The 26,773-nt window shown below is 61.8% G+C and carries 25 protein-coding genes; 16 read left to right on the forward strand and 9 right to left on the reverse strand.

Translation table 11 applies throughout. The features are described from left to right. Positions 1 to 29: 29 nt before the first annotated feature. Both AC1DCM_RS07780 and AC1DCM_RS07785 read right to left on the reverse strand, forming a co-directional pair. On the reverse strand, positions 30 to 239 hold the full coding sequence (locus AC1DCM_RS07780; RefSeq protein WP_442002951.1) for a dodecin: 210 nt from the start codon (positions 237 to 239) through the stop codon (positions 30 to 32). A 108-nt stretch (positions 240 to 347) separates the two neighbouring features. Further along, entirely contained in the window at positions 348 to 1,154 is an 807-nt protein-coding gene (locus AC1DCM_RS07785; protein WP_477517873.1) for an SDR family oxidoreductase, read from the reverse strand. 163 nt (positions 1,155 to 1,317) lie between these two features. Between AC1DCM_RS07785 and AC1DCM_RS07790 the strand changes: the two genes are divergently transcribed. Next, positions 1,318 to 1,749, forward strand: a complete 432-nt coding sequence (locus tag AC1DCM_RS07790; RefSeq protein WP_477517874.1) for a universal stress protein — start codon at positions 1,318 to 1,320, stop codon at positions 1,747 to 1,749. 114 nt (positions 1,750 to 1,863) lie between these two features. Here AC1DCM_RS07790 and AC1DCM_RS07795 read toward each other — a convergent pair whose 3' ends face one another. The 4 genes from AC1DCM_RS07795 to AC1DCM_RS07810 form a co-directional block, all read right to left on the reverse strand. After that, entirely contained in the window at positions 1,864 to 2,193 is a 330-nt protein-coding gene (locus AC1DCM_RS07795) for a hypothetical protein (protein WP_477517875.1), read from the reverse strand. 54 nt (positions 2,194 to 2,247) lie between these two features. Next, entirely contained in the window at positions 2,248 to 2,865 is a 618-nt protein-coding gene (locus tag AC1DCM_RS07800; RefSeq protein WP_477517876.1) for a nucleotidyltransferase domain-containing protein, read from the reverse strand. A 67-nt stretch (positions 2,866 to 2,932) separates the two neighbouring features. Further along, positions 2,933 to 3,634: a FadR/GntR family transcriptional regulator gene (locus AC1DCM_RS07805; protein WP_477517877.1), complete on the reverse strand. Its 702-nt coding sequence runs from the start codon at positions 3,632 to 3,634 to the stop codon at positions 2,933 to 2,935. Between the two features lie 79 nt (positions 3,635 to 3,713). Then, a complete protein-coding gene (locus tag AC1DCM_RS07810) occupies positions 3,714 to 4,517 on the reverse strand; it encodes an alpha/beta fold hydrolase (RefSeq protein ID WP_477517878.1) in 804 nt (267 codons plus the stop codon). Between the two features lie 131 nt (positions 4,518 to 4,648). Between AC1DCM_RS07810 and AC1DCM_RS07815 the strand changes: the two genes are divergently transcribed. From AC1DCM_RS07815 to AC1DCM_RS07835, 5 genes are all read left to right on the forward strand, one after another. Further along, on the forward strand, positions 4,649 to 6,136 hold the full coding sequence (locus tag AC1DCM_RS07815; protein ID WP_477517879.1) for a four-carbon acid sugar kinase family protein: 1,488 nt from the start codon (positions 4,649 to 4,651) through the stop codon (positions 6,134 to 6,136). A gap of 36 nt (positions 6,137 to 6,172) precedes the next feature. Then, positions 6,173 to 7,075, forward strand: coding sequence for an NAD(P)-dependent oxidoreductase (locus tag AC1DCM_RS07820; protein WP_442002945.1), 903 nt, complete (start codon positions 6,173 to 6,175; stop codon positions 7,073 to 7,075). 95 nt (positions 7,076 to 7,170) lie between these two features. Continuing rightward, entirely contained in the window at positions 7,171 to 8,640 is a 1,470-nt protein-coding gene (locus AC1DCM_RS07825) for a GntP family transporter (protein WP_442002944.1), read from the forward strand. Further along, positions 8,640 to 9,515, forward strand: a complete 876-nt coding sequence (locus tag AC1DCM_RS07830; RefSeq protein ID WP_477517880.1) for a class II fructose-bisphosphate aldolase — start codon at positions 8,640 to 8,642, stop codon at positions 9,513 to 9,515. Before AC1DCM_RS07825 ends, AC1DCM_RS07830 begins: the two co-directional genes overlap by 1 nt. A 51-nt stretch (positions 9,516 to 9,566) precedes the next feature. Then, entirely contained in the window at positions 9,567 to 9,959 is a 393-nt protein-coding gene (locus tag AC1DCM_RS07835) for a DUF1304 domain-containing protein (RefSeq protein WP_477516608.1), read from the forward strand. A 21-nt stretch (positions 9,960 to 9,980) separates the two neighbouring features. Here AC1DCM_RS07835 and AC1DCM_RS07840 read toward each other — a convergent pair whose 3' ends face one another. Next, the gene (locus AC1DCM_RS07840; RefSeq protein ID WP_477517881.1) at positions 9,981 to 10,400 is read right to left on the reverse strand and encodes a VOC family protein; all 420 of its coding nucleotides are present in this window, start codon (positions 10,398 to 10,400) and stop codon (positions 9,981 to 9,983) included. 64 nt (positions 10,401 to 10,464) lie between these two features. Next, a complete protein-coding gene (locus AC1DCM_RS07845) occupies positions 10,465 to 11,484 on the reverse strand; it encodes an Lrp/AsnC family transcriptional regulator (RefSeq protein WP_477517882.1) in 1,020 nt (339 codons plus the stop codon). A 124-nt stretch (positions 11,485 to 11,608) separates the two neighbouring features. Between AC1DCM_RS07845 and AC1DCM_RS07850 the strand changes: the two genes are divergently transcribed. From AC1DCM_RS07850 to AC1DCM_RS07875, 6 genes are all read left to right on the forward strand, one after another. Next, positions 11,609 to 13,027: an MFS transporter gene (locus AC1DCM_RS07850; protein ID WP_477517883.1), complete on the forward strand. Its 1,419-nt coding sequence runs from the start codon at positions 11,609 to 11,611 to the stop codon at positions 13,025 to 13,027. Between the two features lie 19 nt (positions 13,028 to 13,046). Further along, positions 13,047 to 14,234, forward strand: a complete 1,188-nt coding sequence (locus tag AC1DCM_RS07855; protein ID WP_477517884.1) for a M20 family metallopeptidase — start codon at positions 13,047 to 13,049, stop codon at positions 14,232 to 14,234. 90 nt (positions 14,235 to 14,324) lie between these two features. Next, on the forward strand, positions 14,325 to 15,740 hold the full coding sequence (locus tag AC1DCM_RS07860; RefSeq protein ID WP_477517885.1) for an acyltransferase family protein: 1,416 nt from the start codon (positions 14,325 to 14,327) through the stop codon (positions 15,738 to 15,740). Next, positions 15,737 to 16,093, forward strand: coding sequence for a GNAT family N-acetyltransferase (locus AC1DCM_RS07865; RefSeq protein ID WP_477517886.1), 357 nt, complete (start codon positions 15,737 to 15,739; stop codon positions 16,091 to 16,093). The genes AC1DCM_RS07860 and AC1DCM_RS07865 overlap by 4 nt, the downstream gene beginning before the upstream one ends. A 171-nt stretch (positions 16,094 to 16,264) precedes the next feature. Next, positions 16,265 to 17,881, forward strand: coding sequence for a sigma-70 family RNA polymerase sigma factor (locus AC1DCM_RS07870; protein WP_477517887.1), 1,617 nt, complete (start codon positions 16,265 to 16,267; stop codon positions 17,879 to 17,881). Between the two features lie 177 nt (positions 17,882 to 18,058). After that, complete coding sequence (locus tag AC1DCM_RS07875; RefSeq protein ID WP_477517888.1) at positions 18,059 to 20,785, forward strand: DUF7507 domain-containing protein; 2,727 nt, start codon at positions 18,059 to 18,061, stop codon at positions 20,783 to 20,785. On the opposite strand, the gene AC1DCM_RS07880 is transcribed toward AC1DCM_RS07875, so the two are convergent. Then, complete coding sequence (locus AC1DCM_RS07880) at positions 20,782 to 21,138, reverse strand: hypothetical protein (protein ID WP_477517889.1); 357 nt, start codon at positions 21,136 to 21,138, stop codon at positions 20,782 to 20,784. The two genes, AC1DCM_RS07875 and AC1DCM_RS07880, sit on opposite strands and share 4 nt — an antisense overlap. 230 nt (positions 21,139 to 21,368) lie before the next feature. On the opposite strand from AC1DCM_RS07880, the gene AC1DCM_RS07885 reads away from it, so the two are divergent. From AC1DCM_RS07885 to AC1DCM_RS07900, 4 genes are read left to right on the forward strand one after another with little or no spacing between them, the layout of a single operon-like run. Next, on the forward strand, positions 21,369 to 22,931 hold the full coding sequence (locus AC1DCM_RS07885; protein WP_477517890.1) for a pyridoxal phosphate-dependent decarboxylase family protein: 1,563 nt from the start codon (positions 21,369 to 21,371) through the stop codon (positions 22,929 to 22,931). Beyond that, positions 22,928 to 24,271, forward strand: coding sequence for a lysine N(6)-hydroxylase/L-ornithine N(5)-oxygenase family protein (locus AC1DCM_RS07890; protein ID WP_477517891.1), 1,344 nt, complete (start codon positions 22,928 to 22,930; stop codon positions 24,269 to 24,271). The genes AC1DCM_RS07885 and AC1DCM_RS07890 overlap by 4 nt, the downstream gene beginning before the upstream one ends. After that, a complete protein-coding gene (locus tag AC1DCM_RS07895) occupies positions 24,268 to 24,858 on the forward strand; it encodes a GNAT family N-acetyltransferase (RefSeq protein ID WP_477517892.1) in 591 nt (196 codons plus the stop codon). The genes AC1DCM_RS07890 and AC1DCM_RS07895 overlap by 4 nt, the downstream gene beginning before the upstream one ends. After that, on the forward strand, positions 24,855 to 26,696 hold the full coding sequence (locus AC1DCM_RS07900) for an IucA/IucC family protein (protein ID WP_477517893.1): 1,842 nt from the start codon (positions 24,855 to 24,857) through the stop codon (positions 26,694 to 26,696). The genes AC1DCM_RS07895 and AC1DCM_RS07900 overlap by 4 nt, the downstream gene beginning before the upstream one ends. The last annotated feature ends 77 nt before the right edge of the window (positions 26,697 to 26,773 follow it).

Here is a 26,773-nt window from a genome sequence, read left to right on the forward strand (position 1 = left end):
GGGCGTCAAGTGTTACGTCGCGGAGGGGATCAGCGCTCCAAGCGGAAGCCAAGTTTGATGGTCACCTGCCAGTCGGCAATTGCGCCGTCCTGCAGATGACCGCGGATCTCTTTCACCTCGAACCAGTCCAGGTTACGCAGCGTCTGGGAGGCGGCGGCAATCCCATTCCTGACGGCGGCATCGACGCCCTCGGAAGAAGTGCCAACAATTTCGGAAACGCTATATGTGTGGTCAGCCATGGTGCTCCTCATCATCGTCCCTGAATCTTTGAAAATGCTGGCCCGCTCGGCAGGCCGTTCCTGCAGACTAGCCCACGGACGTCCGTGCGGGCCAGAGGTCGGGCGGGCTCAGCTTTCGCGCCAGTCATTGCCCGTGATGTGCGATCCTGCATGCGGTCCCATTTGGAGCATTCCGCCGTCCACGGGCCACGAGGCGCCAGTGACGTAGCTGGAATCCGGGGAGGCCAGGAAAGCGATGACGGCGGCAATTTCCCGTGCGTCACCTGGACGGCCAAGGGGCACGCCCGGCCGTTCCTTCTGCCTGGGGTCCTCGTCCGTTTGGCCGGTCATGGGTGTTGCGATCTCACCGGGTGCAACGTTGTTGGCGGTGATGCCGAATTCTGCGAGTTCCAGTGCCATGGTCTTGATGAGCCCGCCAAGGCCGTGCTTTGAGGCGTCGTAGGCGGAGGCTCCGACCCGTGGCTGGAACTCGTGCACGCTGGTGACCGCGATGATGCGCCCGCCGCGGCCGGCCTTGACCATCCGTTTGGCGGCTGCCTGCATGGCCACGAAAGCACCGTTGAGGTTGGTGTCCAAGGTGGACATCCAGGTGTCGTAGTCCAGTTCGAGGAACTTGGTGCCATCGCCCGTTCCGGAGTTGTTGACGAACACGTCCACGCCGCCGAGTTCCTCGGCCAGCTTGTCAATGCTTGCAGCGGTTTCGGAGACTTTGGTGGTGTCCAGGTGATGCACTACCGCTTTGCGGCCCAAGCCGCGGACCTCCTCTGCAGTGTCCTCGGCACCCTGCTGGTCCGTGTGCCAGGTGATGCCGACATCCATGCCTGCCTTGGCCAGAGCAACCGCCGTGGCGCGTCCTATCCCAGAATCAGATCCTGTGACGATGGCGGTTTGCGGGGAAAATGATGCCTCGCTCATGTCCTTGCCTTTCGGTCGCGTGATGGTTCCGATGACTTATCCCTACCCGGACACACCGGATCGTAAACACTCGGTTGGAAGATGCCGGATCCCGGCGGGGGATCACGATGGAGTGTAGATTTTTAGCAGCACCACCAGTGAATTCCCACAACCAGGAGTACTCATGTCTGAAGTTATTGTCGTCGGCGTTGACAGCAGCGAAACGGCCAAACGCGCAGCAGTGGCAGCAGCGAAGCTTGCCACAGCCCTTGGCGCCGAGTTGCATGTCATCAGCGGGTTCTCCGATGACCGCATTGAAGAATTTGGCAGCGGCAGCGACCGGATCACGGTTTCTTCGGCCGACTCCGCAGAATTCGTAGCCCGCAAGGTCTCTGAGGAACTTGATGTTCCCAGCGGCAAAGTCAAGTACTTCGCGGCCCGCGGTACACCGGCCAACGCGCTCATCAACTACGCAGAGACCAACAACGCCTCGCTGATCGTGGTGGGAAACAAGCGGATGAAGGGCCTGGGCCGTGTCCTTGGCAGCATCGCCAACAGCGTGGCACACGGTGCTCCGTGCGACGTCTACATCGTGAACACGGATGTGGACGCGTAGCCCTTTCTTATTAGGTAGCAGCAGAGGCCGTTTTGGAAGCTCAAAACGGCCTCTGCTGCTGTTCAGTTGGGGAGAATTCATGGTCGTGGAAAGGCCTCGGCAAGCCGCTGAGTGCTATCTTCGGGCGAATTCCAACAKGGCGCTCATGGCCCTTGTGGCCTTCTTGAGCTGCTCCGTGGTGACGGCATGGTGCCCGTACCCAGCGCGAGTTTTCATGCCCAGCAGAGCGGTTAGATGCTTGGCTGCGGCTTCATCTACCGTCCTCAGAAGGCCCGCAGCCTCGTTGTGGTCTTGACTCTGTGCGAACTGCCCGAGGCGGGCAATGCAGATGGCGTCAGAGGCGGCAATGCCGGCGTGGACGCAGAGTGTTGCCACGGCATCAGCTACTTCATGGTGTTCCTCGGCCAGTTCGAGTGCGTCCAAGGCAACTTTTTGGAACTGCACAGCCTTATTCAAACGACCCAGGCGGATGGCTTCGCTTCCTTGGGCGGTCCTCGTTTACKCGACGCTGTCGGCGCGTAGTACGCGCCTCAGCCAGGTAGCGTCGCCGAAAAGTGTGTACCCGTCGGTGATGATCGAATCGAAGATCGGGGAGGGTGCAACTTCGGACTCCAGATAGACCAGGGGCCGCGTGTCGTTGCCTGTCCACGCACTGACATCGGCGGCCAGCTGCGCAATCCTGTTGTCAGCCTGCGACTCGTCACTGGAGTCATTGAGGGCTATGAAAAGGTCTATATCGCTATCGTTGCGCATGTCATTACGTGCAGCTGAGCCAAAGATCGTGACGACCAGGGGCGAGAATTCCCACATCTCGATTTCGCTCCGGATGCGGGCGAAGAGGCGATCCTTTGTGAAGGCCATCGCGATCACTGCCTCGGCCAAAAGGTGATCACGGTTGAGCCGGAAAACGTGCGTTCTTCCGGCCACCTTGTCCAAGACGATGCCCTGAGCGACGAGGCGAATCAGGGCCTTGCGAACGCCGGCAAGGGAACTGCGCTCGGGAAGAAGGTTGGAGAGGTTGGGGGCTGTGAACTCGGCATCAGCCCGCGCCAAGACGAACAGCACACCCATGTCAAGCGTGGGGCTGATGGTCGTCAAGGGGTTCTGCAGCCGCATGGTGTCTTCCAGATCTACTATTGTGCATTTATAAGTACAATAGTAGACATCGGCCGAGCCGCTTGGGTTACGCCTCCAGGACGTACGTCTTCAGATCATCCAGGGTCTGCTGCATATGGGCGTCCATGGCCAGTCGCGCCTCGTGCGGATTCCGCGAATCCAAGGCCGCTGCGATTTTCCGGTGATGGCCGATCGCGTGCTCCTGGATGTCAGCGAAAGCTGAGGTCTCCGTGCGTCGTGCCTCGAGTACACGATGCAGTGGCTCGAACAGTACAGCCACGAACACGTTGCCGGAGGCATGGAGGATGACATCGTGGAAGGCGAGATCGGCTTCCACGAAGGCGGCCACGTCATTAACCTCGTGCGCGGCTTGCATCTTTTCAACGTGCTCTTTGAGGCTGATCAGCTCGTCGTCGGAGATACGTTCCGCAGCGAGTTCGCAGGCTCCGGTTTCAAGCATCCGGCGTAGCTCGATGAGCTGGACGGCGGCGGCCGCATCTTTGGTTCCTTCGGAAGCGGCACGCAGGACTGCCTCCAGGGATGCCCACTGGTTGAGCGGATTAACGAACGTACCGCGGCCACGTTCCACGCTGAGGATCCGCTGCGCTTCGAGTGTTTTCATGGCTTCGCGCACGGTCATGCGGCTCACCTCGTGCCGGGCGCTGAGCTCCAGTTCGCCAGGGACAATCGTCCCGGGCGGAAACTCGCCCGCGATAATCCGGTCTAGCAGCTCATCAGCAACGACGCCCACCAGCGACTTGCGTGCCATGTATCCCCATTTCCCGTAATTCAGACCGTCCGGCACCTCATGGATGTTTTCCTCCAGGCACGGATGGTTGTCAGACATCTTACGCTGGCGCTGGCCCGCTCGTTTTCCAAAATTCACACAAAGTCTTGGCGCATTCTTCGGGTTGGTCCCAGTGGACGCTGTGGCCGGCGTCGGGAATTGCCTTGAGGGTGCGTGTTGGGCTTGCCGCCACGAACGCAGTCATCTGGTCGATTGACCGCACGCGGTCGCCCGTTCCAGCAATCACCAGAAGCGGCGCCTGAACGCGGCTGGGAACTGAAGGTTCGACGCCGGTCATGGCCGCTCGGGCGCTGGCGGACAGAACTTCGAACGGCGTATCGAAACCTTTGCTGAGCAGCTCCATGCTGTCCGCGGAGAGATCCCCGTACCAGGCGGTCATGAGCTTCAGCTTGGTGTCCGCGTCGAAGTATCCCTGCTCCAGCTGTGACACCAAGAGCTTCTTGAAGGCCTCGTTTTGAGGTGCCGGAACCATTCCTACCAGCGTCACTGTCGCCACTAGTTCTGGATGCTTTGCCGCCAGGGTCAGTGAGACGCTGCCGCCCATCGAATGCCCCACCAGGTGCACGGGCCCTTCTGTGCGGGCGCGAATCGCAGCGCCAACTGATGCGGCGGCGGTGTCCAACGTCCAAGGAAAGTCGGAGGGCAGGTCCTGACCCGGGTGATAGCCCGGGAGGTCCAGGATCCAAACTTTGCGTCCGGCGTCGAGCAGTATCTTCGCGAGCGGTTCCCAGTACACGGAGCCCGAAGCCCAGCCGTGGATCAGCACAACGGGAACTTGCTGGCCCGAGGAAGACGCCGGGGTGCGGACCTCTACGAAGGGAAGTGGAACTGCGGTGCCGGCCATGTCTCCAGACTAGTGACGCAGCGCATCTTGCGCGGGGAAGAGCGCTGTGTCACACTGGCTATGAAATGTTAGATGTCTGACATCTTACATTCACGAAACCGCTACAAAGATTTCCCACGATGGAGTGCACAGTGACCCTTGAAGCCGACGTTCTGGCCGCTTTTCCGGCGGAAGTCCAGATTCCTGCCCAGCTGGTTGCTGACGCTGTTGCTGCGTCGTCAGCTGAGGCCCCACGCGTCCTGGTCGTTCTTGATGACGACCCCACCGGAACACAGTCTGTTTCCGACCTCGCCGTCCTCACCCGTTGGGACGTCGCTGATTTTTCCTGGGCCTTTGCCTACATACGGGAGAACCAAACCAAGCCCGCCGTGTATGTCCTGACCAACACCCGCAGCCTGGATCCGGCCGAAGCGGCAGCGCGGAATGAAGAGATTGTCTGTAACGCCCTCGCGGCGGCCACCGGCAACTTGAGGCTGGGCTTCGTCAGCCGCAGCGACTCCACCCTGCGTGGTCACTACCCGCTGGAGCCCGATGTCATTGCCGCCACGGTTGCGGCCGAGACCGGTGAAACCACTGACGGCGTAGTAATCGTCCCCGCATTCCCCGACGCCGGCAGGGTCACCATCGGCGGCGTGCACTACATGCGCGGCACCGGAGAAGATGCCGGCAAGCTCACCCCCGTGGCAGAGACGGAATTCGCCAAGGACGCCAGCTTTGGGTTCGCCAACTCCGAGATGGCCAAGTATGTGCAGGAGAAGTCGCAGGGCAGGTTCCAGGCCAGCGACGTGATCGTCCTGGACCTGAACATTATCCGCGCCGGGGCCTCCGCCCAGGACCCCGCCATTTCCGCCAAAGCGATCGCCGACGCCCTCGAGTCCGCCACCAACTCGACTCCGATCGTGGCCGACATCGTCACAGAGAACGACCTCCGTGCCCTCGCGCTTGGCCTGGAAGAAGCCGAACGCCGCGGCAAGAAGCTCCTCTATCGCGTGGGCCCACCATTCGTCCGTGGCCGCATCGGCCAGGAAATCCGCGCCGCCCTGACCTCCGAGGAGGCGTACGCGGGCAACACTCCCTCCACAGCCGGTGGCCTGATCGTGGTCGGCTCCCACGTTGGTGTGACAACCCGCCAGCTCAGCGCCCTGACGGCCGCGCACAGCTCCGCGCACATTATCGAGATCGACGTTGAGAAGCTGCTCGCTCCTCAAGCTGACGATTACATCGCCACAGTGGTGTCCGACGTCGTCGACGCCCTCCACCAAGGCGACGTCATCGTCCACACCAGCCGCCTGCTCATCAAGACCGACGACGCCGCAGCGAGCCTGAAGATCGCCCGCACCGTCTCCGCCGCCGTCGTCAATGTAGTGAACCGGACGTTGAAAACCTTCGCGCCGCGGTTCGTCATCGCCAAGGGCGGCATCACGTCCTCGGACGTGGCAGCGCATGGACTGGAGATCCGCCACGCGATCGTCCGCGGGCCCATGCTGCCGGGCATCGTCTCGCTCTGGGAACCGGTGGATGGCCCCGCGAAAGGCATCCCGTACATCGTCTTCGCAGGCAACGTGGGCGATGACCAATCCCTCGCCCAGGTCACCCGCAAACTCAGCGCCACTTTCTAACCTCCCGGAAGCCCACAAAATTCAATGGAGAACACCATGACCAGCAGCAACTACACCATCACCGTTCTGGGCCTAGGCGCCATGGGCCTGCCCATGGCCACCCGCCTTGCGTCTGAACTGACCGTCCACGGTTTCGATATCGCCGAACCCCGCCTGGAGCTAGCCGCAGCGGCCGGTATCAAGACTTTCGCTTCTGCCCGCGAAGCTTCGCAGGATGCTGACGCGTTGCTCCTGGCCGTTCGCAACGGGGAGCAGCTCAACGATGTCCTGTTCGGAGAGAACGGCGTTGCCTCGGTTCTGAAGCCCGGCGCAGTCGTCATCCTCGGCAGCACAGTTGGCACCGAGGCCATCCCGGCCACAGTCGAAAAGCTCGCAGGGTATGGAGTCGCGCTGGTGGATGCTCCGCTGTCCGGCGGCCCGAAGCGCGCGGGTGAAGGCGACCTGCTGATTGTTGTTGGAGCCGAACCAGAGGCCCTTGAAAAGGCCCGGCCGGCGTTGGAGTTGCTGGCCTCCACCCTGAGTATTGTGGGTGACAAGCCCGGCGATGGCCAGGCGCTCAAGACCGTCAACCAGTTGCTCTGTGGTGTTCATATCGCCGCAGCTGCCGAGGCCATGGCCCTGGCGGATGCCCTGGGCCTGGATCAGGCGAAGACCCTCGCCGCCCTCGAAGCCGGCGCTGCGGGCTCCTTCATGCTGTCCAACCGCGGCCCCCGCATCCTGGAGGCCTATACCGAAGACGGAGCCGAGGTCCTCAGCCGCCTCGACATCTTCGTCAAGGACATGGGCATCGTCGGCAAGGCCACCCGCGCCGCCGGGCTTGCCGCGCCCGTTGCTGCCGCTGCAGAACAGCTTTACCTTCTCGGCCAGGCCCAAGGCCTCGCCGCCGCCGACGACTCCGCCGTCATCAAGGTTGTCGCGCCCACAAAGCGCACCAACTAACCCACCAAAAACCCGCGACGACGGCGGTCCCCCTTCGCCGTCGTCGCCACCTCCCGCCGGTCTTTTAGACTGGTTTGTCAAAGGAGACACCCCCAATGAATCCCCTCATCAACTCGTTGATGGTCCGGGCTGCTGACGCACCCGCCATCAAACCGGCAGTGGAACTGGGAACACCCCTGTTGCTGACTATCGCCGCCGCGGGCATTGCCCTGCTGCTGGTGTTGATCATCCGCTTCAAGATCCAGGCCTTCGTTGCCCTGTTGGCTGTCAGCATCCTGGTAGGTGTGGCGGCCCAGATTCCGCTCAAGGACATCTTTACTGTGGTGGCCAACGGTGTTGGCAGCACCATGGGCAAGGTTGCTTTGTTGATTGCGCTCGGCGCCATTCTTGGCCGCATGATCGAGGTATCCGGCGGCGTGCAGTCGCTGGCTACACACTTCACTGAGAAGCTCGGAGCCAAGCGCGTTGCCATCGCTTTGACGGCCGTGGGCTTCCTCGTGGCGATTCCGGTGTTCTTCGAGGTTGGCGTCATCGTCCTCGTCCCGATTGTCTACGCCTTTGCCAAGATCGCGAACGTTCACCCGATCAAGTTCGGCCTGCCCATGGCCGGCATCATGTTGTCCATACACGTGGCTGTGCCGCCGCACCCGGGAATCGTTGCGGGCGCAGGTGTCTTTGGTGCCGACATCGGACTCATCACCTTGATCTCGCTCATCATCTGCGTGCCGCTTGGCTTCCTGTCCTACTGGGTTGCCAGCATCATGAACCGCAAAGACTACGAACTGCTCCCTGGGGTCAAGGCGCAGGTGGACGAGTTCGGTTCCGCGGACTCGCTCGTACACGTTGGCCACGACGGCCCCGGCGCCCGCGCCATCGCTCCTCCCCGTCCGGGCCTGATCATGTTCCTGATCGCTGCTCCGATCGTCCAGATCCTCGTGGGCACCCTGGGAACGCTGACCATTGCCAAAGACAACTACTGGTACGGCGTGGCTGCGTTCATCGGCAACCCGTTCTTCGCGCTCCTTGTAGCTGTAGCCCTCTCCTTCTTCCTGCTGGCCGTCCGCCGCAACTGGTCCCTCAAGGAAACCGGTGAGATCTTCGAAGGCGCCCTTCCTCCGATCGCGTCAATCCTCATGGTTGTCGCAGCGGGCGGCGTATTCGGTGAAGTCCTCCGCACCTCCGGCATCGGCGCCGCCCTGTCCCACACCCTGGACAGCTTGGGCTTGCCGGTGATCGTGCTCGGCTTCATCATCTCCCTGGCACTCCGCGCCGCCCAGGGTTCGGCCACCGTTGCCATTGTCACGACGACGGGCCTGCTTACCTCCGCTGTGATGGAAGGCGGCTACACGCCCGCCCAGATCGCCGTGATCGTGATCGCCATCGGATTCGGCGCCTTGGGGTTGTCCCACGTGACGGACGCAGGTTTCTGGACCGTGATCAGGTACTACGGGCTTACCGTGACCGACGGTCTCAAAACCTGGACAGTCCTCACCACGATCCTCGGCCTGGCCGGCTTCGTACTGACGTACGTCGCATGGATCCTGGTGGGAGGTTTGGCCCACTAATGCGCGCCAAACTCGATCAGCTGGTCATCTCCGCCCTCGCTGATGGCTCTGCTGTTCCGGCTTTCACCTGCTACGACTTCACCACTGCGTTGGCCGTTGTTTCGGCGGCGGAGGAAGCCAGGCTCGGTGTGATCCTGCTGGTAGCACCCAAGACGGCATCCACTCCCAACGGACTCCGGCTCATCGCAGCACTTCGCGGCCTGGCCGACGACGCCAGCGTTCCCGTATCGGTCCAACTGGATCACGCCTCGGACCTGCAGGTCATCAAGGATTCTGTGGCAGCCGGGGCGGATGCAGTCCTGGCCGACGGTTCATCCTTGGCCTACGAGGACAACATAGCCTTGGTCCGCGAAGTCCGTGCCGCCTTGGATGCCCAGGGCGCGTTCGACGTCGTGATCGAAGCAGAACTTGGCGGCCTCGCCGGTGACGAAGACAAGGCTTTCGGTACGGAAGGTTCAGCGCCCGACGCCGATACTTCAGTCGCCGGGCTGACTGACCCTTCGCAGGTGGCGGACTTCGTTGCACGCACTGGTGCCCAACTCCTGGCGGTAGCCGTGGGTAACGTCCACGGAAAGTACAAGGGTGAGCCCAACATCCGCTGGGACGTACTCCAGGAAGTTGCTGCGCGGACGGACGTGCCTTTGGTGCTGCATGGCGCCTCAGGCATCCCGGCTGAGCAGCTCGCAAAAGCTCCTTCCATGCAGGTCGGCAAGGTGAACTTCAACACCGAGCTGCGCACCGGAATCCTGGCCACCCTTGAAGCCGAAACCCCCGCGCACCGGGCAGACGGTGAGAACCTCCAAGGCCTGCTGGCTCGATGGAATGGTTCCGCGTGGTCCTTCGCCGGAGCAACGCTGGCGATGCTGAGTGACTGACACAACCCCGCCCTCACAGGCTCTGTAACGCAGGGAGGCTAGGATCAGACCATGATCCTGGCCTCCCTGATTTTTGCCCTGCTTGCGGCGTTGCTCCACGTGTACATCTTCACGATGGAGTCCATCACATGGACCAAGCCAGCCACGTGGAAGCGGTTCAGCGTCACGTCGCAGGCTGATGCCGAAACCACCAAGCCGCTCGCCTACAACCAGGGCTTCTACAATCTGTTCCTGGCCATTGGCGCACTAGTAGGCATCATCGCAGTGGCCATGGGTGCACCGCAGGTTGGCTGGACCCTCGTATTCAGCTGCTGCGGTTCCATGCTCCTTGCGGCGCTGGTGCTCGCAGCGAGCGGCAAAAAGTACCTCCGCCCTGCGGTTCTCCAGGGGACAACGCCGCTGCTCGCCGTCGTGCTTGGTGTGCTGGCTTTGGCGCTGGGCTAGAGCCAGCGGGGCCGATGCGCCTTAGTGCTCCGGCGGGCCACTCTGCGCTGCGGCCTGGTCCATATAGACAACCTCCCAGTGGTGGCCGTCGAGGTCGCGGAACGCCCTGCTGTACATGAACCCGAGGTCCCTGGGATCGTACGTCTCGGAACCTCCGGCTTCCACAGCCTTAGTGGCGAGGACATCAACACCTTCGCGGCTGTCGGCAGAGATGGCAACAATCGCCCCGGCCGAGTTCCGGGTGTCCGCGATGGGCTGATCAGTGAACTGACTGAACTTGTCGTGCGTCAGGAGCATTGTGTAGATGGTGTCGCTGAACACGACGCAAGCGGCTGTCTCATCGGTGAAGTTTGGATTGATGGAGTAGCCAAGGGCCGTGTAGAAGGCCTTGGACGCCTCGAGGTCGCTGACGGGCAGGTTCACGAAAATGGACGTAGTCATGGGTTCGATCCTGCCGGTGTTTCGCCATTCCGTCCAGAGCACGACAGGCAGTTGTGGATAACGCTTAGGAAGGTTCCCTCCAGAGAGGCAGGGGGACCACGGTGCGGCTGCAACCTGCTGCATCAAGGACATGGCCGAGCCGCTTGTAAGTCCGGACTACCGCCTGCCTGGACATGACTGCAGTTCCCGGAGCCCGCTGGGCCAGTTCGCGTTCGTAGGCTTGGACTTCCAGATAGTCACGGACCCACAGGGTGACCAGCAGGTTCTGTGCGCCGAGGACTTGGGCACTAAGCCGGCAATTGGGCAAGGCAGCGAAGAAGCGTCCGACGCCGTCAACGTACTCGGCTGGAACGTTCAGGACAAGCGTCACTTCCCGGAGCCCCTGCTGGGCGGAGGTGGACGAATCGCATCTCAGCGTCATGTAGCCGGTCGCAAGGAACCGTTCCACCCGCCGTCGTGCTGTTTGAGGCGAAACGCGGCAGGCGGCACCCAACTCGGCCCAACTTGCCCTGCCATCCTTGGCCAACTCTTCCAATAACGCTGCATCGAGCCTGTCCGGGGCGTAGGCGGGGTGCGCGGGCAGGGGCTCCGCTGACATGAGCCGGGCGCGCGCCGGTTCCAGCGTTCCGCTGCGCCATTCCGAGGCCTGCCGGTACAGCTTGGTGACGAAAACGACCTCGCGACGTGTGACGCCGGGCAGTTTTGGAAAGGCGCCGGTGACGATATCCATCAGCTCCTCGTGGCTCGACGCAAAGCAGTCCATGAAGAGGTCGTGCGAGCCCGTCACCAAAGAAACAGTGCCGAACGCAGGCTCAGCGCACAGCCGTTCGATCAGGGCCTCGCTCTCGCTGGGCAAGGATGACAAATGAATGAACGCAGACCACCCGGCGCTGAGATAACGCTGGCCAGGTGCAGGGGTGATCCACGCCTGGCCCTGGCTGGCGAGGGCGTTCCATCTCCTCGCCACAGTGGGCGCGGACAGGCCAAGGGCGTCGGCAATCCGGCTCCATTCGGCGCGTGGATTGATCTGGAGTGCATTCACAATTTCGAGGTCAAGTTCGGAAATTATGGCTGATTCGTTCACTTTCGCCCATCTGATGTGTATTTCAAACGATTTCGAGATCAGTCTAGGCGACGGCCATATCGTCGTGACTCGCATCACTAATCGGCGGGCTAGCCTCAACAGGCCCAAGACCACAAGGAAGCACATGGCAAGCAAGACAGCACCAGCGGCGACGTCAGGAACGACGCGCCGGTCCATTGCGGGAATGATCTTCGCAATGGCATTGATTGAATCATTGAGCGGAGTCACCCAGGGTTACCTGAACCCCATCCTTCCCGCGCTCGGACCCGTCTTCGACATTGACGATCCAACCATCAACGGCATCTTCCTGATCTCCAACGTGAGCTTTGCGGTCCTCACCCCGATCATTTCAAGGCTGGGCGACAGCTATGGATACAGGCTGGTGCTGCGCTGGTCCACAGGTGTGGTGACGCTCGGAGTGCTTCAGATGGCGTTGTGGCCCACGCTGTGGACGGTGACGATTGGCGTGGTCATGCTTACCTGTGTGGTGGGCTTCATCCCCCTCATGATGGGCATCCTGCGCGTTAGCAGCCCTGGACACACGCGCACTGGCGTGAGCGTCATGATCGGGATGCTCATGATCATGGTGGGAGCAGGCGGGCTCCTCGCCGGAATCGTTGGGGTCACCAATCCGACGCTCGGCTTCTGGGTGGCTGTTCCCTTCGCAGTGGTCGCCTTCATCTCTTCCTTCTTACTGCCCGACGCCGGAGTGCCGACTCGTGAGGGCATCGCACTGGCGCCGTTGCTGGCTTGCTCGCTCGGGCTGATTGGTTTTGTTGTGGCGCTCTCGATGGCACCTGAATGGGGTTGGCTGGATGCCCGGACTTTGATTGCTGGCCTGTTGGGGCTCGCCTTGCTGGCCTACTGGGTAAAGCGCGACTACAGCGGCGCCCACGGCAGCCGGTTCGTTGACCTGCGGATGCTGGCAATTCCCCGGATCCGCGCCATTTCCATGGCCACGTTCTTCTTCGGTTTCGCTTCCATCAGCTACTTCGGCACCAACGGCATCTTCCTGCATTCCAATCCCGACAAGACGGGTTACGGATTTGCCCTGAGTCCCCTGATGATCGCCATTGTCCTGGCCTTGGCTTCCGTACTTTCACTGGTTTCCTCACTGTTGACTGCACGGGCGCTGCGTCGATTCGGCGAACGCGCCACTTTGGTATTCGCCGGGCTGCTGCTCGCCGGCGGATTCCTGGTGATGATCCTGGCCCACGGGACTTTGTCCGGTTACTGCGTGGGTTTCGCAATGTTCAACCTGAGCCTGGGAATGTACCAGGCAGGCACCCGCTCGCTGTCCGTGGAAGGTGTTCCCTTGGAAGAAACGTCGACGGCGGCCGGGCTCAACGAGCTGGCCCTCTCCGTCGGCATCGCGGTGGGCGCCGCAGTGGTGAAGCTGCTGTCCTCAGCCTCCGTCGAATCCGGCCGCATCAGCGAGGCCGGGCTTCTGTCCATCTGGGGAGCCTTGGCAGTGGCCGCACTGATCGCGGCGGCGGCAAGCGCCCGCTACCCGAAGCGCGAGAACGCCGTGGTGTCCGCATGATCGCCCTGGTCTTAACAGCATGAGCCGCGGGGCCGCCGTCGTAGGCATGTCCCAAGGCGACATCGAGGCCGCGCTGAAGGCCGCCACTGAGCGGTGGAAACCAGACCTGCTGGACCTCAGCCACGCCATCCACGCCGATCCGGAGCTCGGCGGTCAGGAGTTCCGTGCCGTCAAGCGCGTCAGGCGGCTGCTCCATACGGCTGGCTTCCGCTTGGATGGTCGCCAGCCATCGCAAGCCACCGCGTTGAGCGCGAGCTACGGAAGCGGTGAACTGGTGGTGGCCCTCTGCGTTGAGTATGACGCCCTGCCGGACATCGGCCACGCCTGCGGGCACAACGTCAATGCTGCCAGTGCTGTCGGGGCGGCGCTGGCCCTGGCGGCGGTGGCCGACGAGCTCGGCATCACTGTCAAAGTGCTCGGAACGCCGGCGGAGGAGACCACCGGCGGCAAAGTGGACCTGATCGCGGAAGGCTTCTTCGAGGACGTCTCGCTGGCGGTGATGGTTCACGCCGGTGCGGCTGACGTAGTAGGAGGTTCGTCGTTGGCGATGTCCATGTGGGACGTGTTGTTCGAGGGCAGGCCGGCCCACGCCGCTGCTGCCCCGATGGAAGGAGTCAACGCCCTGGACGCACTTGTCGTCGCGCAGACGGCCATTGCACTCGCGAGGCAACAGCTCCCGATCGGTTCGATCATTTCGCTGATCGTCACTGAAGGTGGAAGCGCCGTCAACGTCATCCCCGAGCGTGCACGGGCGAGCGTTGAGATGCGGGCTCCGAGCATCGAGAAGCTGCGAATCATCCAGGACAAGGTCCGGCGCTGCCTCGAAGCAGGCGCCCACGCCAGCGGTTGCACCCTGGAAGTCACGCCAACCGGCAATGACTACGCCGAACTCCGACAAGACCCGTTCCTGTCGCATGCCTACCGGGCGGCCATGACGGCCATCGGACGGGACGTTGTCTTCAATGCCGAGCCAGTGGCCTCAACGGACATGGGCAACGTCTCCCAACTGGTGCCAAGCATTCACCCGATGGTTGGCTACGACGTTCGTGGCGCCGCCCATCACACCGCCGAGTTCGCGGCCTTTGGCGCCTCGGCCGGCGCCGACAAGGCAGTACTCGATGGATCGTTCGGCCTGGCCGCGGCCGCGTGTGCCGGCGCCTTGGACCCGGAGGAACGGAGGCGGTTACTGAGCAGGACAAGCCACTAGCACCTGCCAACGCCAGCACCGCTGGTCCCCACGGCACCCGGGGCGGACAATGGAGTCAACACGCAGGAGCGTGTATTCGTGGGGAGGGCCATGCAGCGGGCAAAGCCGGTTCAGCCTCCCGCCAGCCGGAGCGCGGCTGTGCCGGGAGCCGCAGTCGTGCAGCCGCAACCGACTGTGGGACCGCAACCGGCTGTGCAGCGTGATCCAGCAATCGACCTTGTCCGCTTCATCTGCCTGCTCCTGGTGGTCGCAGCCCACTGCATGATGGTCAGCCCTGTTCTGCACAGGGACGGGAAAGTCACCACGGAAAACACGCTCATGGAGCAAGGCTGGTTCACGCCGGTGGTTTGGGTGCTCATGATCGTCCCGTTGTTCTTCGTTTTGGGAGGCGTGACCGGGTTGCAGTCGTGGCGGCGCTTGAAAGCACGCGGCGGCACAGGCTTCGACTTCGCACAGCTGCGACTCCTCCGCCTGGTCCGCCCCGCCATGGCCCTGCTCGCGATCATGTGGGCGGGGCTCTGGGTGGCCTTGCTGCTCGGCGTTGATCCACAAGTGATCCAGTTGATGACCACTGGTGCCGCGATGCCCCTTTGGTTCCTGGCTGCATACCTCACAGCCCAGGTCAGCATCCCGCTCATGGCCCGGCTTCATCAACGTGCCCCGCTGCCTACGTTGGGCATCCTCGTGGCGCTGATCATTACCGTCGACTCCCTCCGCGGCGCCCTCCCGGTTCTTGCCTTCGTCAACATGGTGTTTGTCTGGTGCGCAGTCCAGCAGCTCGGCTTCCTCATGGCCGACGGCTTTTTTGAGCACCGCAGCAGAACGTGGCTGGTAGCGGCGATCGTAGTCAGCAACGTGTTGCTCGGGCTGGTGACGGGCGTTGGCGTATATCCGGGCAACATGGTGGTGAACATCAATCCACCCAACCTTTGCCTGCTTCTGCTGGCCATTTCACAGGCTGCCACCCTCCAACTCCTGGGCAAGGGCATACGCTGGATCGCCTCTGTGCGTTGGGTCCAGACGATCATCGCTGTGGCGGGCCGCCGGTCCATGACCGTTTACCTCTGGCATCTTCCTCTCTTGGTGGGCATGTCCGGACTCCTCTTGCTCGCCGACTTCCCTAAACCGGCCGCGGGCACAGCGGAATGGTGGTGGGCACGCATCCCCGTCTTCTTCGCCGTCATAGCCCTGCTGCTGCCGGTGGTGCTGCTCCTTGGTCGCCTCGAGAACCGTCCGACGGCGGCCAGCCACGCCCGGGGTCCCTCACGCACCGCTGTGGTGACAGCCGCCGTCGTGGTCCTTATCCCCGTTGCCGATGCCGCGTTCAACGGTCTGACGCTGGCGCTCCTGGGCGGGGGAGCTGCCTGCTTCGCGCTCGCCGTCCTGCTGCTTGGCAGGGTCCCGACGCCGGTGCTGCCGCCGTCCGGGTCGGACGGGACGCCGACGCCCGGGGTAAAGCGGTCCACATTGCCAGCGCCGGGTTTACGTGCCAATCTCGAATCATGACCGAGCACACTGAATCATTGGCAGACTCGTTCCGCGCTGGCGTCACCACAGTTCGAAACGACAAATTCCATCGCTATGAACTCCGCGTAGACGGGGAGTTGGCAGTGATTTCCCAATTCATCGATAGGCCCGGTCACATCGATTTCACCCATACCGAGACAAAGTCGCAGTTCAAAGGCCAGGGGCTGGCCAAGGTGCTGGCACATTTTGCCTTGGACGATGTGGTGGCATCCGGTAAGCGCATCATTCCGCATTGCCCGTACATCGCGTCATACCTGCAGAAGCATGAGGGCTACGAGCAGGACGTCGACTGGCCTGCCGAGAAGCCCGTAGGCGAACCGGAAAACGAGTAGGGTTTCCGGGTCTCTTTGGACGCCTGCAGGGCCGCTGATAATGGACGCCTCCCAACTGAATAGTGCACCTTCCTGCCGGATCGTGTCGCTGAAATTGCGAGTAATTTAACCCCCTAGTCGTAAGTACCCTGCGATTCAAGTCATCCCGGAATTTGCTGTCACACTGGGCTTATGGGGAGCGATTTTGATACTGGTTCCAGCGGCGGAACCATCACCGCTGGACCAGTCACTGACCAGGTAATAATTGCGATGGTCCGCGGAGGCGACACCGATGCCTTCGACTCGTTGTACCGGCGGCATTTGGCTGCTGCGCAATACGTTGCGCGGGCGAATACTGATAACCCGAGTGACGCCGACGACATCGTTGCCGAGGCATTCGCATCAGTGTTCCAGGCCCTTAGCAGCGGCAAAGGACCACGGGAGTTCTTTCGCGCCTACCTGCTGACAGTCGTGCAGCGGACGGCGCATGCACGGAACCGGAAAGCAAGGCTCACCCAGTCTGCCCCTGACGACGCCATGCTGGATACCGCCGTCGTCGATGCTGATCCCATCCTGAAGGAATTCGAATCCTCGGCCGTGGCGGCGGCGTTCAAGTCGCTGCCAGAACGTTGGCAAGCGGTGCTCTGGCATGTGGACATTGAGGGCATGAAGCCCGCCGCTGCTGCGCCGTTCATCGGTATCAGCCCCAATGGAGTGTCGTCTCTGCTCATACGGGCAAGGGAGGGACTGCGTCAGGCTTATTTGCAAAACCACGTAGTGGTGGCTCCGAACGATGAGTGTTCGGAGTATTCCGGCCAATTGGGCAAATATGCACGGAACGCCCTGAAACGGACTTCACACGAAAAGGTCACTGCGCATCTGGAGACGTGCTCAAAGTGCACTGCACTGCTGTTTGAACTCAACCACATCCAAGGGGCCATGCGGGCGGCTCTCTTCCCCTTGGTGACCGGCATCGTATTGACGCCTGGCGCGGTTGCGGGATTGCTCTCAGCATCGAACTCTTCCGCCCTCACAGGGGAAGGCCCGGCAACCGTTCGATCCCTCGGCCACGTGGGGAAGGTTGCTGCTGCTGCGGCCGTTGCTGCAGGGGTGGCGATTTTTGGTCTGGTCGCGTGGTTCGGGCAGTCCGGTGCCCAGGTCAATAACGCCGGCGATGCTCCAAGCACCTCCGCCGCGTCACCCTCGGCATCCAGCCCCACGGCGTCCAGCCCCTCGGCGTCCAGCCCCTCGGCGTCCAGCCCCACAACGAACGCACCCATCGTGCCGTCCCCAGCTCAGTCAGCGGTGCAGTTGCCGCAACCTTTTGTACCCGTAGAGGTTCGGCCGCATCCTGTGTTCGAGGAAATTGCCAAGCAGCGGGCAGCAGTCGTCACGAACTCCGGGACGGTGTCTTCAACCACCGAGGCCACGCCCTCAACGGCTGCCCCGTCACAGACGGTCGACGCTGTTTTTGGCATGGAAGCTGGGGGTGGAGTACTCGAGCGCGATATCAGTGTGGGCTTTTCACTTCTGGGAGGCCCGGCATCAGGTTCCGGTGAAACAACCTTCAGCTTGCCGGAGAATGCCACCTTCATCCCGGGGAAATTCTCGGCACCGATCGGATGGTCGTGCTCAGATCCTGCTGCGGACAATCGGTTGATCCGCTGCACCACGGCGTCCATCGAACCGGCCAGCTTGGCATTCAAGATGGGCGTTTCCCTTGGGAATCCGGAAGTTGGCAGCACGTTGAACTATCAATTCGGCGGTCAACACGTCCTTACCAAGTCCTTCGCCAACGGTTTTCACTAGGCGCTGGCGGCTTCCAAAACTTTTTCTATTTTCTCCGTCACGATTCGTCCTTGGCCAACACTAAGAGGCTGACAATATCTGTGCGCATCGGCTTCCTTGGAAGCGGAAGCACCAAGCGCAGCTGCCTGGGACTTGAGCCTGGGGCGCTTGGGGACGATGGAAAGATAAGCAACAGCCGTGAAGAATTCTCTCCTGGCCAGAACCTTGGTGATACTTCTCTCCACCCTTACCGCTGCTTCAGCGCTGGGCGGCCTTCAACTTTCTCCTGCGCAGGCGGTAACGCCATCAAAGCCACCTACCCCGTCAACATCCTCGACGCCCGATGCTACGCAGCCTGGCACTGTAGTGTTCTCGGAGAATTTCGAGCACGGTAGCCCCAACTCCGCCCTGGGTGCGCAGTCCTACTCCGCTCCCGGGTCAAAGCATTATGTTGGCAAAGGCGGCCAGTCGTACACAGGTTCTCCAGCTTGGATCGATGCCTCCAGGTGCAATGGCGTTATCCTGAGCTACCGGAATTCGACCACGCCCAGATGGGCGCAGTCCGGAACGGCGGCCGAAGGCAAGGACAACAGGTGTGCCGAGCTCGCGGATATCCGCAGCTATCAGTACATGCGCATGTTGGCCTTGGCCATGGGTCAACAGTTCACCCCAGCTTCTCCCAGTACCAATCACGTCAACAGCTCTTACACTGAATGCCCGTCCAGCAGTTCCAGCGGATCGGCGTGCGATGCCATCCCGGCCGGTCCCACGGATGGAGTGATGTTCAGGACGGCGAGCCCCATCCCGGTGACCGCGGGCCACTATTACACTTTTGGCCTGAATACGGCGTACATGAATTGCGGTCTGGCTGCGGGCGATCCGTCCTATCAATTCGCCACGGTTGATAGTGCTGGGGCGGTCACAGCCATCGGGAATCCACTTAACGGGTGCCAAACCTCGGACGATCCCAACGTGGAGTCCTTCCAGCAACAAGTGACCAGCGACGTCGGCGGAACTCCAGGAACCGTCACCAGGACCGTCAACATCAACTCGATGACGTCGAACACGGCGATCCAAGCCACCGGAAACTCCCTGTCGCTTGAAATGTGGAACAACAATGGCACCACCAACGGGAACGATGGCGCCTTTGACGATGTGAGCCTGATGGACGTGACTCCGCAATTGAAGGTGTCCTTCACGCCCGCGGTGGTGGGCCCCGGCGGGATTTCCACCCTGACCCTCACTGTCACCAATACGAGCGAACTCAACGCGAAGCATGACTGGTCCATCAACCAGGTGCTCCCTTCCGGACTGACGATCGCCGGGCGTCCAAACATCGGGGGAACGTGCGTTCAGGTTCCCGGAACCGATCCATTCCTTCGCTCTGCAGCAGCGGGCAGCGGAACTCTTTCGATCTCCGGCGGCGATCTCCGTCGGGGTCAGGCCTCGTGCACTGTTGAGGTGGATGTGACAGTTGCGGTCGAGGGCACATATTCCAGCGCATCCACGGACATTGCAACAAACTTGAACGCATCCGCGCAGGCGTCCCTCGTGGTCCGGGCTCCCCGGATAACGCTGGGCAAAGCGCTGAGCACGGCGCGCGCCACGGGTTCCGACCAATTCACCATGGAGATCCGTGCGGGCTCTCCCACTGGGCCAGTGGTGAATGCGATAGCAAACTCCACCACCTCAGGATCTGTGGGAGTCATCGCCGCTGGAAGTGGTGTCACCGGTCAGACTACGGCCGACGCAGGCACTACCTACTACCTCACGGAATCGGGCGGCATCCCGTCCAATTACCACCAGAACATCACGTGTACGGATGCCGCCGGGCTCCAGCCGGGTTTGCCTGATGGAGCCGCGGTTGACAGGCCGTTCGCCCTTACGCCTGTCGCAGGCGCAGACATTAGGTGCACTCTAACTGGCACCGCTGCCCCGCTTCCTGGCCTCGGGTTTACTCACGGCGCTGATGCCACCGCTATCCACTCGCCGGCGCAGGTGGGGGATGTGATTCGCTACAGCTTTGGGGCAACGAACAGTGGAAACGTGCCATTGAGGGATGTGGTCATCAACAACACCCTTACCGGACTTCCGGAATTGGCATACTCGTGGCCCGGAATCCCAGGCCAGTTGCTACCGGGGCAAACACTGACCGCTGTTGCTGCTTACAGGATCACCCAAACAGACCTCGACGCCGGTAAGGTCGCCAACTCGGCTGCGCTCGCCGGCGTTCCAGGCGCCGGCGGCCTCACGGCCTCGTTGCCGGTGACTACAGATACACCGCTGTCACCGGATGCGCGCCTGGAATTCTCCACGACTGCGGATGCCTCTGCGGTGGGAGATCCCGCTCAGGTGGGCCAGGTCATCACGTATAACTTCATTGCGAAAAACGCCGGAAACGCCGCCCTCAAGGCGGTCTCCATTGAGGACCAAGTGCGGGGCCGCGGGCCACTGGCCTACGCGTGGCCCGGAGTCGCCGGTGAACTGCTGCCTGGTGAAACTGTGACTGCTTCGGCAAGCTACAAACTCACGTGGTGGGACGTCAAAGCGGGCAACATCACTAACGCGGCAACAGCTATGGGGACGTCGTCGGCAGGCGGGCGGGTAACAACGCATCCTGCCACAACCGCAGTGGCATTCCCGCGGACAGGGCAGAAGGAGAGCGCGGAGGCTTTCCAACGGCTGGCAGTTCAATCAGGACGAGAGGCCACTTCACAGGCCGTCCCGAATGCGTCCGTCTCGAAACAGCCCGGGGAGCAAGGTCAGCCCGGCGAGTCCGTGACCGCTACCAATTCATCGGCTGGAGCATTGGCTAACACGGGAGTCGCTCTAACCTTGCTGCCGGTTGCTGTCCTGATCCTTTCCGGTCTGGTCCTGTTCGTGATGGGACGCCGCAAAGCTGTCCGGAGTCAGGCGCACGTCTAGGTACTGGAGCGTTTCTTCTGCCACTGCCAGGCGTGCCAGAACAGGAGGGCGGCTGTGACCAGGATGGTCCCTGGAATCACGTAGGGCACGGACTGAAGGACCATAAAATTTACCTGGGCTGAGGGACTTGGCGCCGTCGGACCGGTCATTGCCGCGACGGCGTCGAAAGCCCAGAAGCAAAACCACACCAACCCAGCGTCCAGCACCCAAAGGGCCACGACGAAGGGGTTCACGAGTACCCGACTCCGCCCCCGTTCAGGGGCTTCCGGGTCGTGTGGACTCACTGCCCGCACCGCATTCCCGTGTTCATCGATCTCGCGGAATCCGATCCGCTCGTGTACGTCGTCAGCCACTGGTCCCCCAACCGTCGAGTTTCTGTGCCGTTGACTCTACAGCTCTTGGCTATAGGTCGGGGTATTTTCCACGGGGCCAGCTTCCAACAAAAGTCAATGACGCGTCCTTTTCCCCACATTCGGCGAAAATACAGGCATCAGGCGAAATAGATCACAAAAGTTTGACGAAAAGGTAAGCCTAAGTAAGGCTTGCCTTGCTAACTAGCGCCCAATGATGGAAGGAAGCTGACGTGACGTCACCAAGTGTCGAAGAGCGGATCGCTCAGGAGCAGGACTTTGGCTCCAAGGTGGAGCTGGCCCTCGCTGCCACAAACCAGCTGTTCAACGCACGAAATTCGCCCAGCTATGTGGCGCAGGTTCTTCAGGGAGTCAACGCTGTCTCCACCAAAGTCCAGCGCACCGCCCGGCCGTTTACCGGCGTCGGGCATGCAGAACTCAGGGCCAGGGTTGGTGCGATCGATCTTGAACGTCCGCTGCCGGATACGGCTGCTGCCCTGGAGGAGCTTGACGACCTCTACCTCAAGGACGCGATCTACTTCCACGATGCCCGTTACGCGGGGCACCTGAACTGCCCGGTGGTCATTCCCGCTTTGGTTGGTGAAGCCGTACTTTCGGCCATGAATTCTTCCATGGACACGTGGGACCAGAGTGCCGGCGCCACCATGATCGAGCGGCGACTCATCGATTGGACTGCTGGACGGATCGGTTTTGATGCCGATGCCGATGGTGTCTTCACCTCAGGTGGGAGCCAGTCCAACTTCCAGGCGTTGCTGATCGCCCGCAACCACGCCGTGGCAAAGCTCCGGGCCACGAATGGCGACGCGCGCCTGCCCCACCTTCTTGACCGCCTCCGGATTTTCACGTCCGCAGACAGCCACTTCAGCATCCAGAAGTCCGCTTCCATGCTGGGGCTCGGCTTCGATGCCGTGATATCCGTTCCCACCTCCGACGATCACCGCATGGATCCCACCGCACTTGCGGCTGCTTTGGCGGAAGCGTACGACGCCGGCTTGGTGCCGATGGCGGTGGTGGCCACTGCCGGGACTACCGACTTTGGTTCGGTTGATCCGCTCTCCGAACTGGCGGCCTTGGTGCGGGCCTATGATTCCTGGCTTCACGTCGACGCAGCTTACGGCGGAGGCCTCATCGTCTCCGGCCGCTACCGCCACCTCCTGAACGGGATCCTTCTGGCGGACTCCATCACTATTGACTTCCATAAGACCTTCTTCCAGCCTGTCAGCTCCAGCGCAGTCCTGGTCCGCAACGGCTCCATGATCCGCCACGTCACCTACCACGCGGACTACCTGAACCCAGAGAGTGCCGCGAGGGCTGAAATTCCCAACCAGGTGGACAAGAGCATCCAAACTACCCGCCGCTTTGATGCCCTGAAGCTGTGGCTCACCTTGCGCACTATGGGCGCCGATGCCATTGGTGCGCTGTTCGACGAAGCGATCGACCTCGCCGGCCGTGTGGGAACCCTGTTGGTGGATGACGCCGAGTTCGAACTCGCCGCCACACCCCAGTTGAGCACTTTGGTGTTCCGCTACCGTCCGGCCGTTGACGGCGTGATCTTGGACGAGGACGCCGCTGACGTCCTCAACCCTGACATCCGCGCAGCGATCTTTGCTTCGGGCGAAGCCGTAATTGCCGGCACCAAGGTGGCTGGCCGCCACTACCTCAAATTCACCCTCCTCAACGCCGAGGCCTCCCTAAGGGACATCCAGGAAATCATCGAACTTATCCGCCGGACGGGCGCCAACCTGCTTGCGACCACCATGGAGGCTGCAGCATGAGCACCCCAGGCAACAGCAGGATTTACGACGTCGCCGGCATCGGCGTCGGGCCCTTCAACCTGGGCCTCGCCGCGCTAAGCGAGCCGGTGGAAGGCCTGGACTGCATCTTTCTTGAACGTCGCGAATCCTTCGACTGGCACCCCGGCATGATGCTGGAGCCCGCGCACCTGCAGGTCCCGTTCATGGCTGACCTTGTCACCCTGGCCGATCCGACGTCGCCGTACTCGTTTTTAAACTTCCTCAAGCAGACCGGACGCCTGTACCGCTTCTATATCCGCGAGAACTTCTACCCGCTGCGCGCGGAATACAACCAGTATTGCCAGTGGGTGGCGGGCCAACTGGAGTCGGTCCGTTTTAGCACAGATGTGCTGGATGTGGCGTACGACGACGGCGTGTACCGCCTTTCGGTGCAGGGTCCGGATGGCGCTGAGGTGCTGCGCGCCCGCAAATTGGTTCTGGGAACCGGCACATCGCCGTACGTTCCAGAGTTCTGTGCAGGGATTGTGGACGGTGGCGGACTTGTCCTCCACAACGCCGACTACCTGTCGAGGAAGAGTGAGCTGCAGTCCAAGCGAAGCATCACCATCGTCGGTAGCGGCCAGAGTGCCGCGGAGCTCTATTACGAACTCCTTCAGGAAATCGACGTGTATGGCTACCAGCTCAACTGGGTGACCCGCTCGGGGCGGTTCTTCCCGTTGGAGTACACCAAGCTGACGCTTGAGATGACCTCGCCCGAGTATGTGGACTACTTCCACTCGCTGCCGGGGGAGCAGCGCGATTCCCTGATCAAGAAGCAGAAGAACCTGTACAAGGGGATCAACTCCGAACTGATCGACGACATCTACGACCTCCTGTACACCAAGAGCCTCTCCGGCATGGTGGATACCCAACTGCACACCCACTCGTCGCTAACAGCGGCTGAATGGGACGCGACCACGGGCACCCACACCCTGCAGTTGCGGCACGAGGAACACGGCCGCGATTACAACCTGGAGTCGGAAGCCGTCGTTCTCGCCACCGGTTACACCTACAAGGAGCCCGCCTTCCTGGCCGGCATCCAGGACCGGATCCGCCGCGACGCCAAGGGCCGCTTCGACGTCGAACGAAACTATGGAACCGGCGTCGAACCCGGCGAAATCTTCGTTCAGAACGCTGAGCTACACACCCACGGTTTCGTCACGCCGGACCTTGGCATGGCCGCTTACCGCAACTCCTGCATCCTGCGGGAAATCACCGGCCGTGAGGTCTATCCGATCGAGCGGAGCATCGCGTTCCAGCAGTTCGGCGCGCCAGCCCCAGTTGCTTCAACAGCTCCGAACACCGTGCGGGCCCCTGTATGAGCTTCACCTTCCGACCGGTCGACCCCGTAGGGGATGCACCGGTCCTCCACAGCTGGGTAAGTCAGGAGTATGCACGGTTCTGGGGCATGGTTTCGGCAACCGAGCAGGACGTTGTGGAGGAGTACTCGCGAATCGCCGAATCAGGTCACCATCAGGTGTTTCTGGGGCTCGACGACGGCGTGCCCGCCTTCCTGATGGAGCGGTACCGTCCCGAGTCGTCGCCGTTGGCAGACGTTTACGAGGTCCAGAGCGGCGACGTGGGAATGCACCTCTTGGTGTCTCCGCCCTGTGGCGAGCCGCGGCCCGGCTACACCACGGCCGTCATGCAGTCCGTCATGGCCGAACTGTTCGCCGACCCCGCAACCCGGCGGGTCGCCGTCGAGCCTGACGCCCGCAACCACAAAATCCATGTGCTGAACCAGAAGGTGGGCTTCCGCCCGCACGGCGTGGTGACCCTTCCCGCCGTCGATCCTGCCGAAGACCACAAGCAGGGGCTCCTGAGCTTCTGCACGCGAGGGGATTTCCTCGCAACCTTGACCCCGATTCTGGCCGCGACTGTCGCGGCGACCAGAGGAGATTTCCTGTGACCACCACTTTCGATACCGTGACCACTCCGGCTGTTGATTCCGTTTCCCACCTGACCCCGGAGCGTTGGGCCGTGGCCAACAGGCACTTGGTCCGCAAGGCGATCGCCGAATTCTCACACGAGCGCATCCTGGTTCCGGAGCTGATCCGTGAGGAGGGCGCCGGCGTCGGGCTGTACAAGGTTGTCAGCGACGACGCCACCGCTGAGTACCGCTTCCGTGCGCGGCTCTTGGCGCTTGAACACTGGTCCGTCTTCCCGGAATCCATTGCCCGAATCCGCGATGGTGCGGAGCTGCCGCTGGATGCCTTGGACTTCATCACTGAATTCCACGAGGCACTGGCCATTCGCCAGGAGATGCTGCCCGTCTACCTCGAGGAAATCAGCAGCACGCTTGCCAGCCACGCCTACAAGCAGGGCAAGCCTTTCAGCTCTGCTGAGTTGGCAGCGGGCGTCACCCGCGGCACGGACCAGGCGGCCGATTTCCAGGCGATCGAGCACAGCATGACCGAGGGGCATCCATGCTTCGTTGCAAACAACGGCCGGCTGGGTTTCGGCATCGCCGATTACCATGCGTTCGCGCCGGAAACTGGGGCGGTGTTGAAGCTTCAGTGGATCGCTGTGCATCGTAGCAAAGCCGTTTTTACGTCGAGCGCAGGGTTGGATTACCGGACCCACTTTGAGGCCGAACTTGGAGCTGCAACGCTGTCATGGTTCAACGCGGAACTTGCCGCTTCCGGCCTTGATCCTGAGGACTACCTGCTCATGCCGGTGCACCCCTGGCAGTGGGACAACAAGCTCACTGTGACGTTCGGGTCCGAAATCGCCCAGCGCCACATCGTCAACCTGGGCAGCGGCGAGGACTCCTATCAGGCGCAGCAGTCCATCCGTACGTTTTTCAATACCACGTCGCCGGCGAAGGCGTACGTCAAAACGGCCTTGTCAGTGCTGAACATGGGTTTTATGCGTGGTCTTTCTCCTCAGTACATGAAGGCAACGCCGGCAATCAACGATTGGTTGCAGGAACTGATCGGCAATGACCAGGAGCTCCAGAACCGGGGCTTGGCCATGATCCGTGAAAAGGCGGCCATCGGGTACCACAACCACTATTACGAGGCTGCATCGGCCAAGGGCTCTCCATACGGGAAGATGCTCTCGGCTCTGTGGAGGGAAAGTCCCCTCATGCTGCTTAAAGAAGGCCAGCAGTTGGCCACCATGGCCTCCTTGTTGCATGTGGATTCCTCCGGCGCATCCCTGGTCTCATCCCTGATTCAACGCTCAGGTTTGGCTCCAACTCACTGGCTGCGCCGCTACTTCGAGGCCTACCTCGTTCCCTTGATCCACTGCCTCTACGAGTATGAGCTCGCGTTCATGCCTCACGGCGAGAATGTCATCCTGATCCTCGAGGACGCTGTGCCAGTACGGGCGGTCATGAAGGACATTGCCGAGGAAATCGTGGTCATGGGGGACCGGCTGGACTTGCCCGAGAAAGTCTCCCGCATCAAGGCTGAGATCCCTGCCGAGGAAATGGTCCTCGCGATCTTCACTGACGTGTTCGACTGCATCTTCCGTTTCCTCGGGGCCATCCTTGTGGAGCACGGGATGCTGCGTGAAGACGAGTTCTGGGGGACTGCCGCCGCCGTGGTTCGCGAATATCAGGAACGGCATCCGGAACTAGCGGACCAATTCGCTATGCATGATCTGTTCGCTGCGGACTTCGAGTTGTCCTGCCTTAACAGGCTGCAGTTGCGGAACAACCAGCAGATGCTCGATATCTCGGATCCGTCCGGTGGACTGCAGATGGCTGGCCGGTTGGTCAACCCCCTGGCAAAGTTCGCTTAAGCGGAAAATTGGCGGAGGCGCCGCCGGGAAAAATTGCTTCATCCGGCGGCGCCTCCTCATGACTGGCTGCCTGATCC

It is taken from the genome of Paenarthrobacter sp. 10N417 (assembly GCF_056394745.1).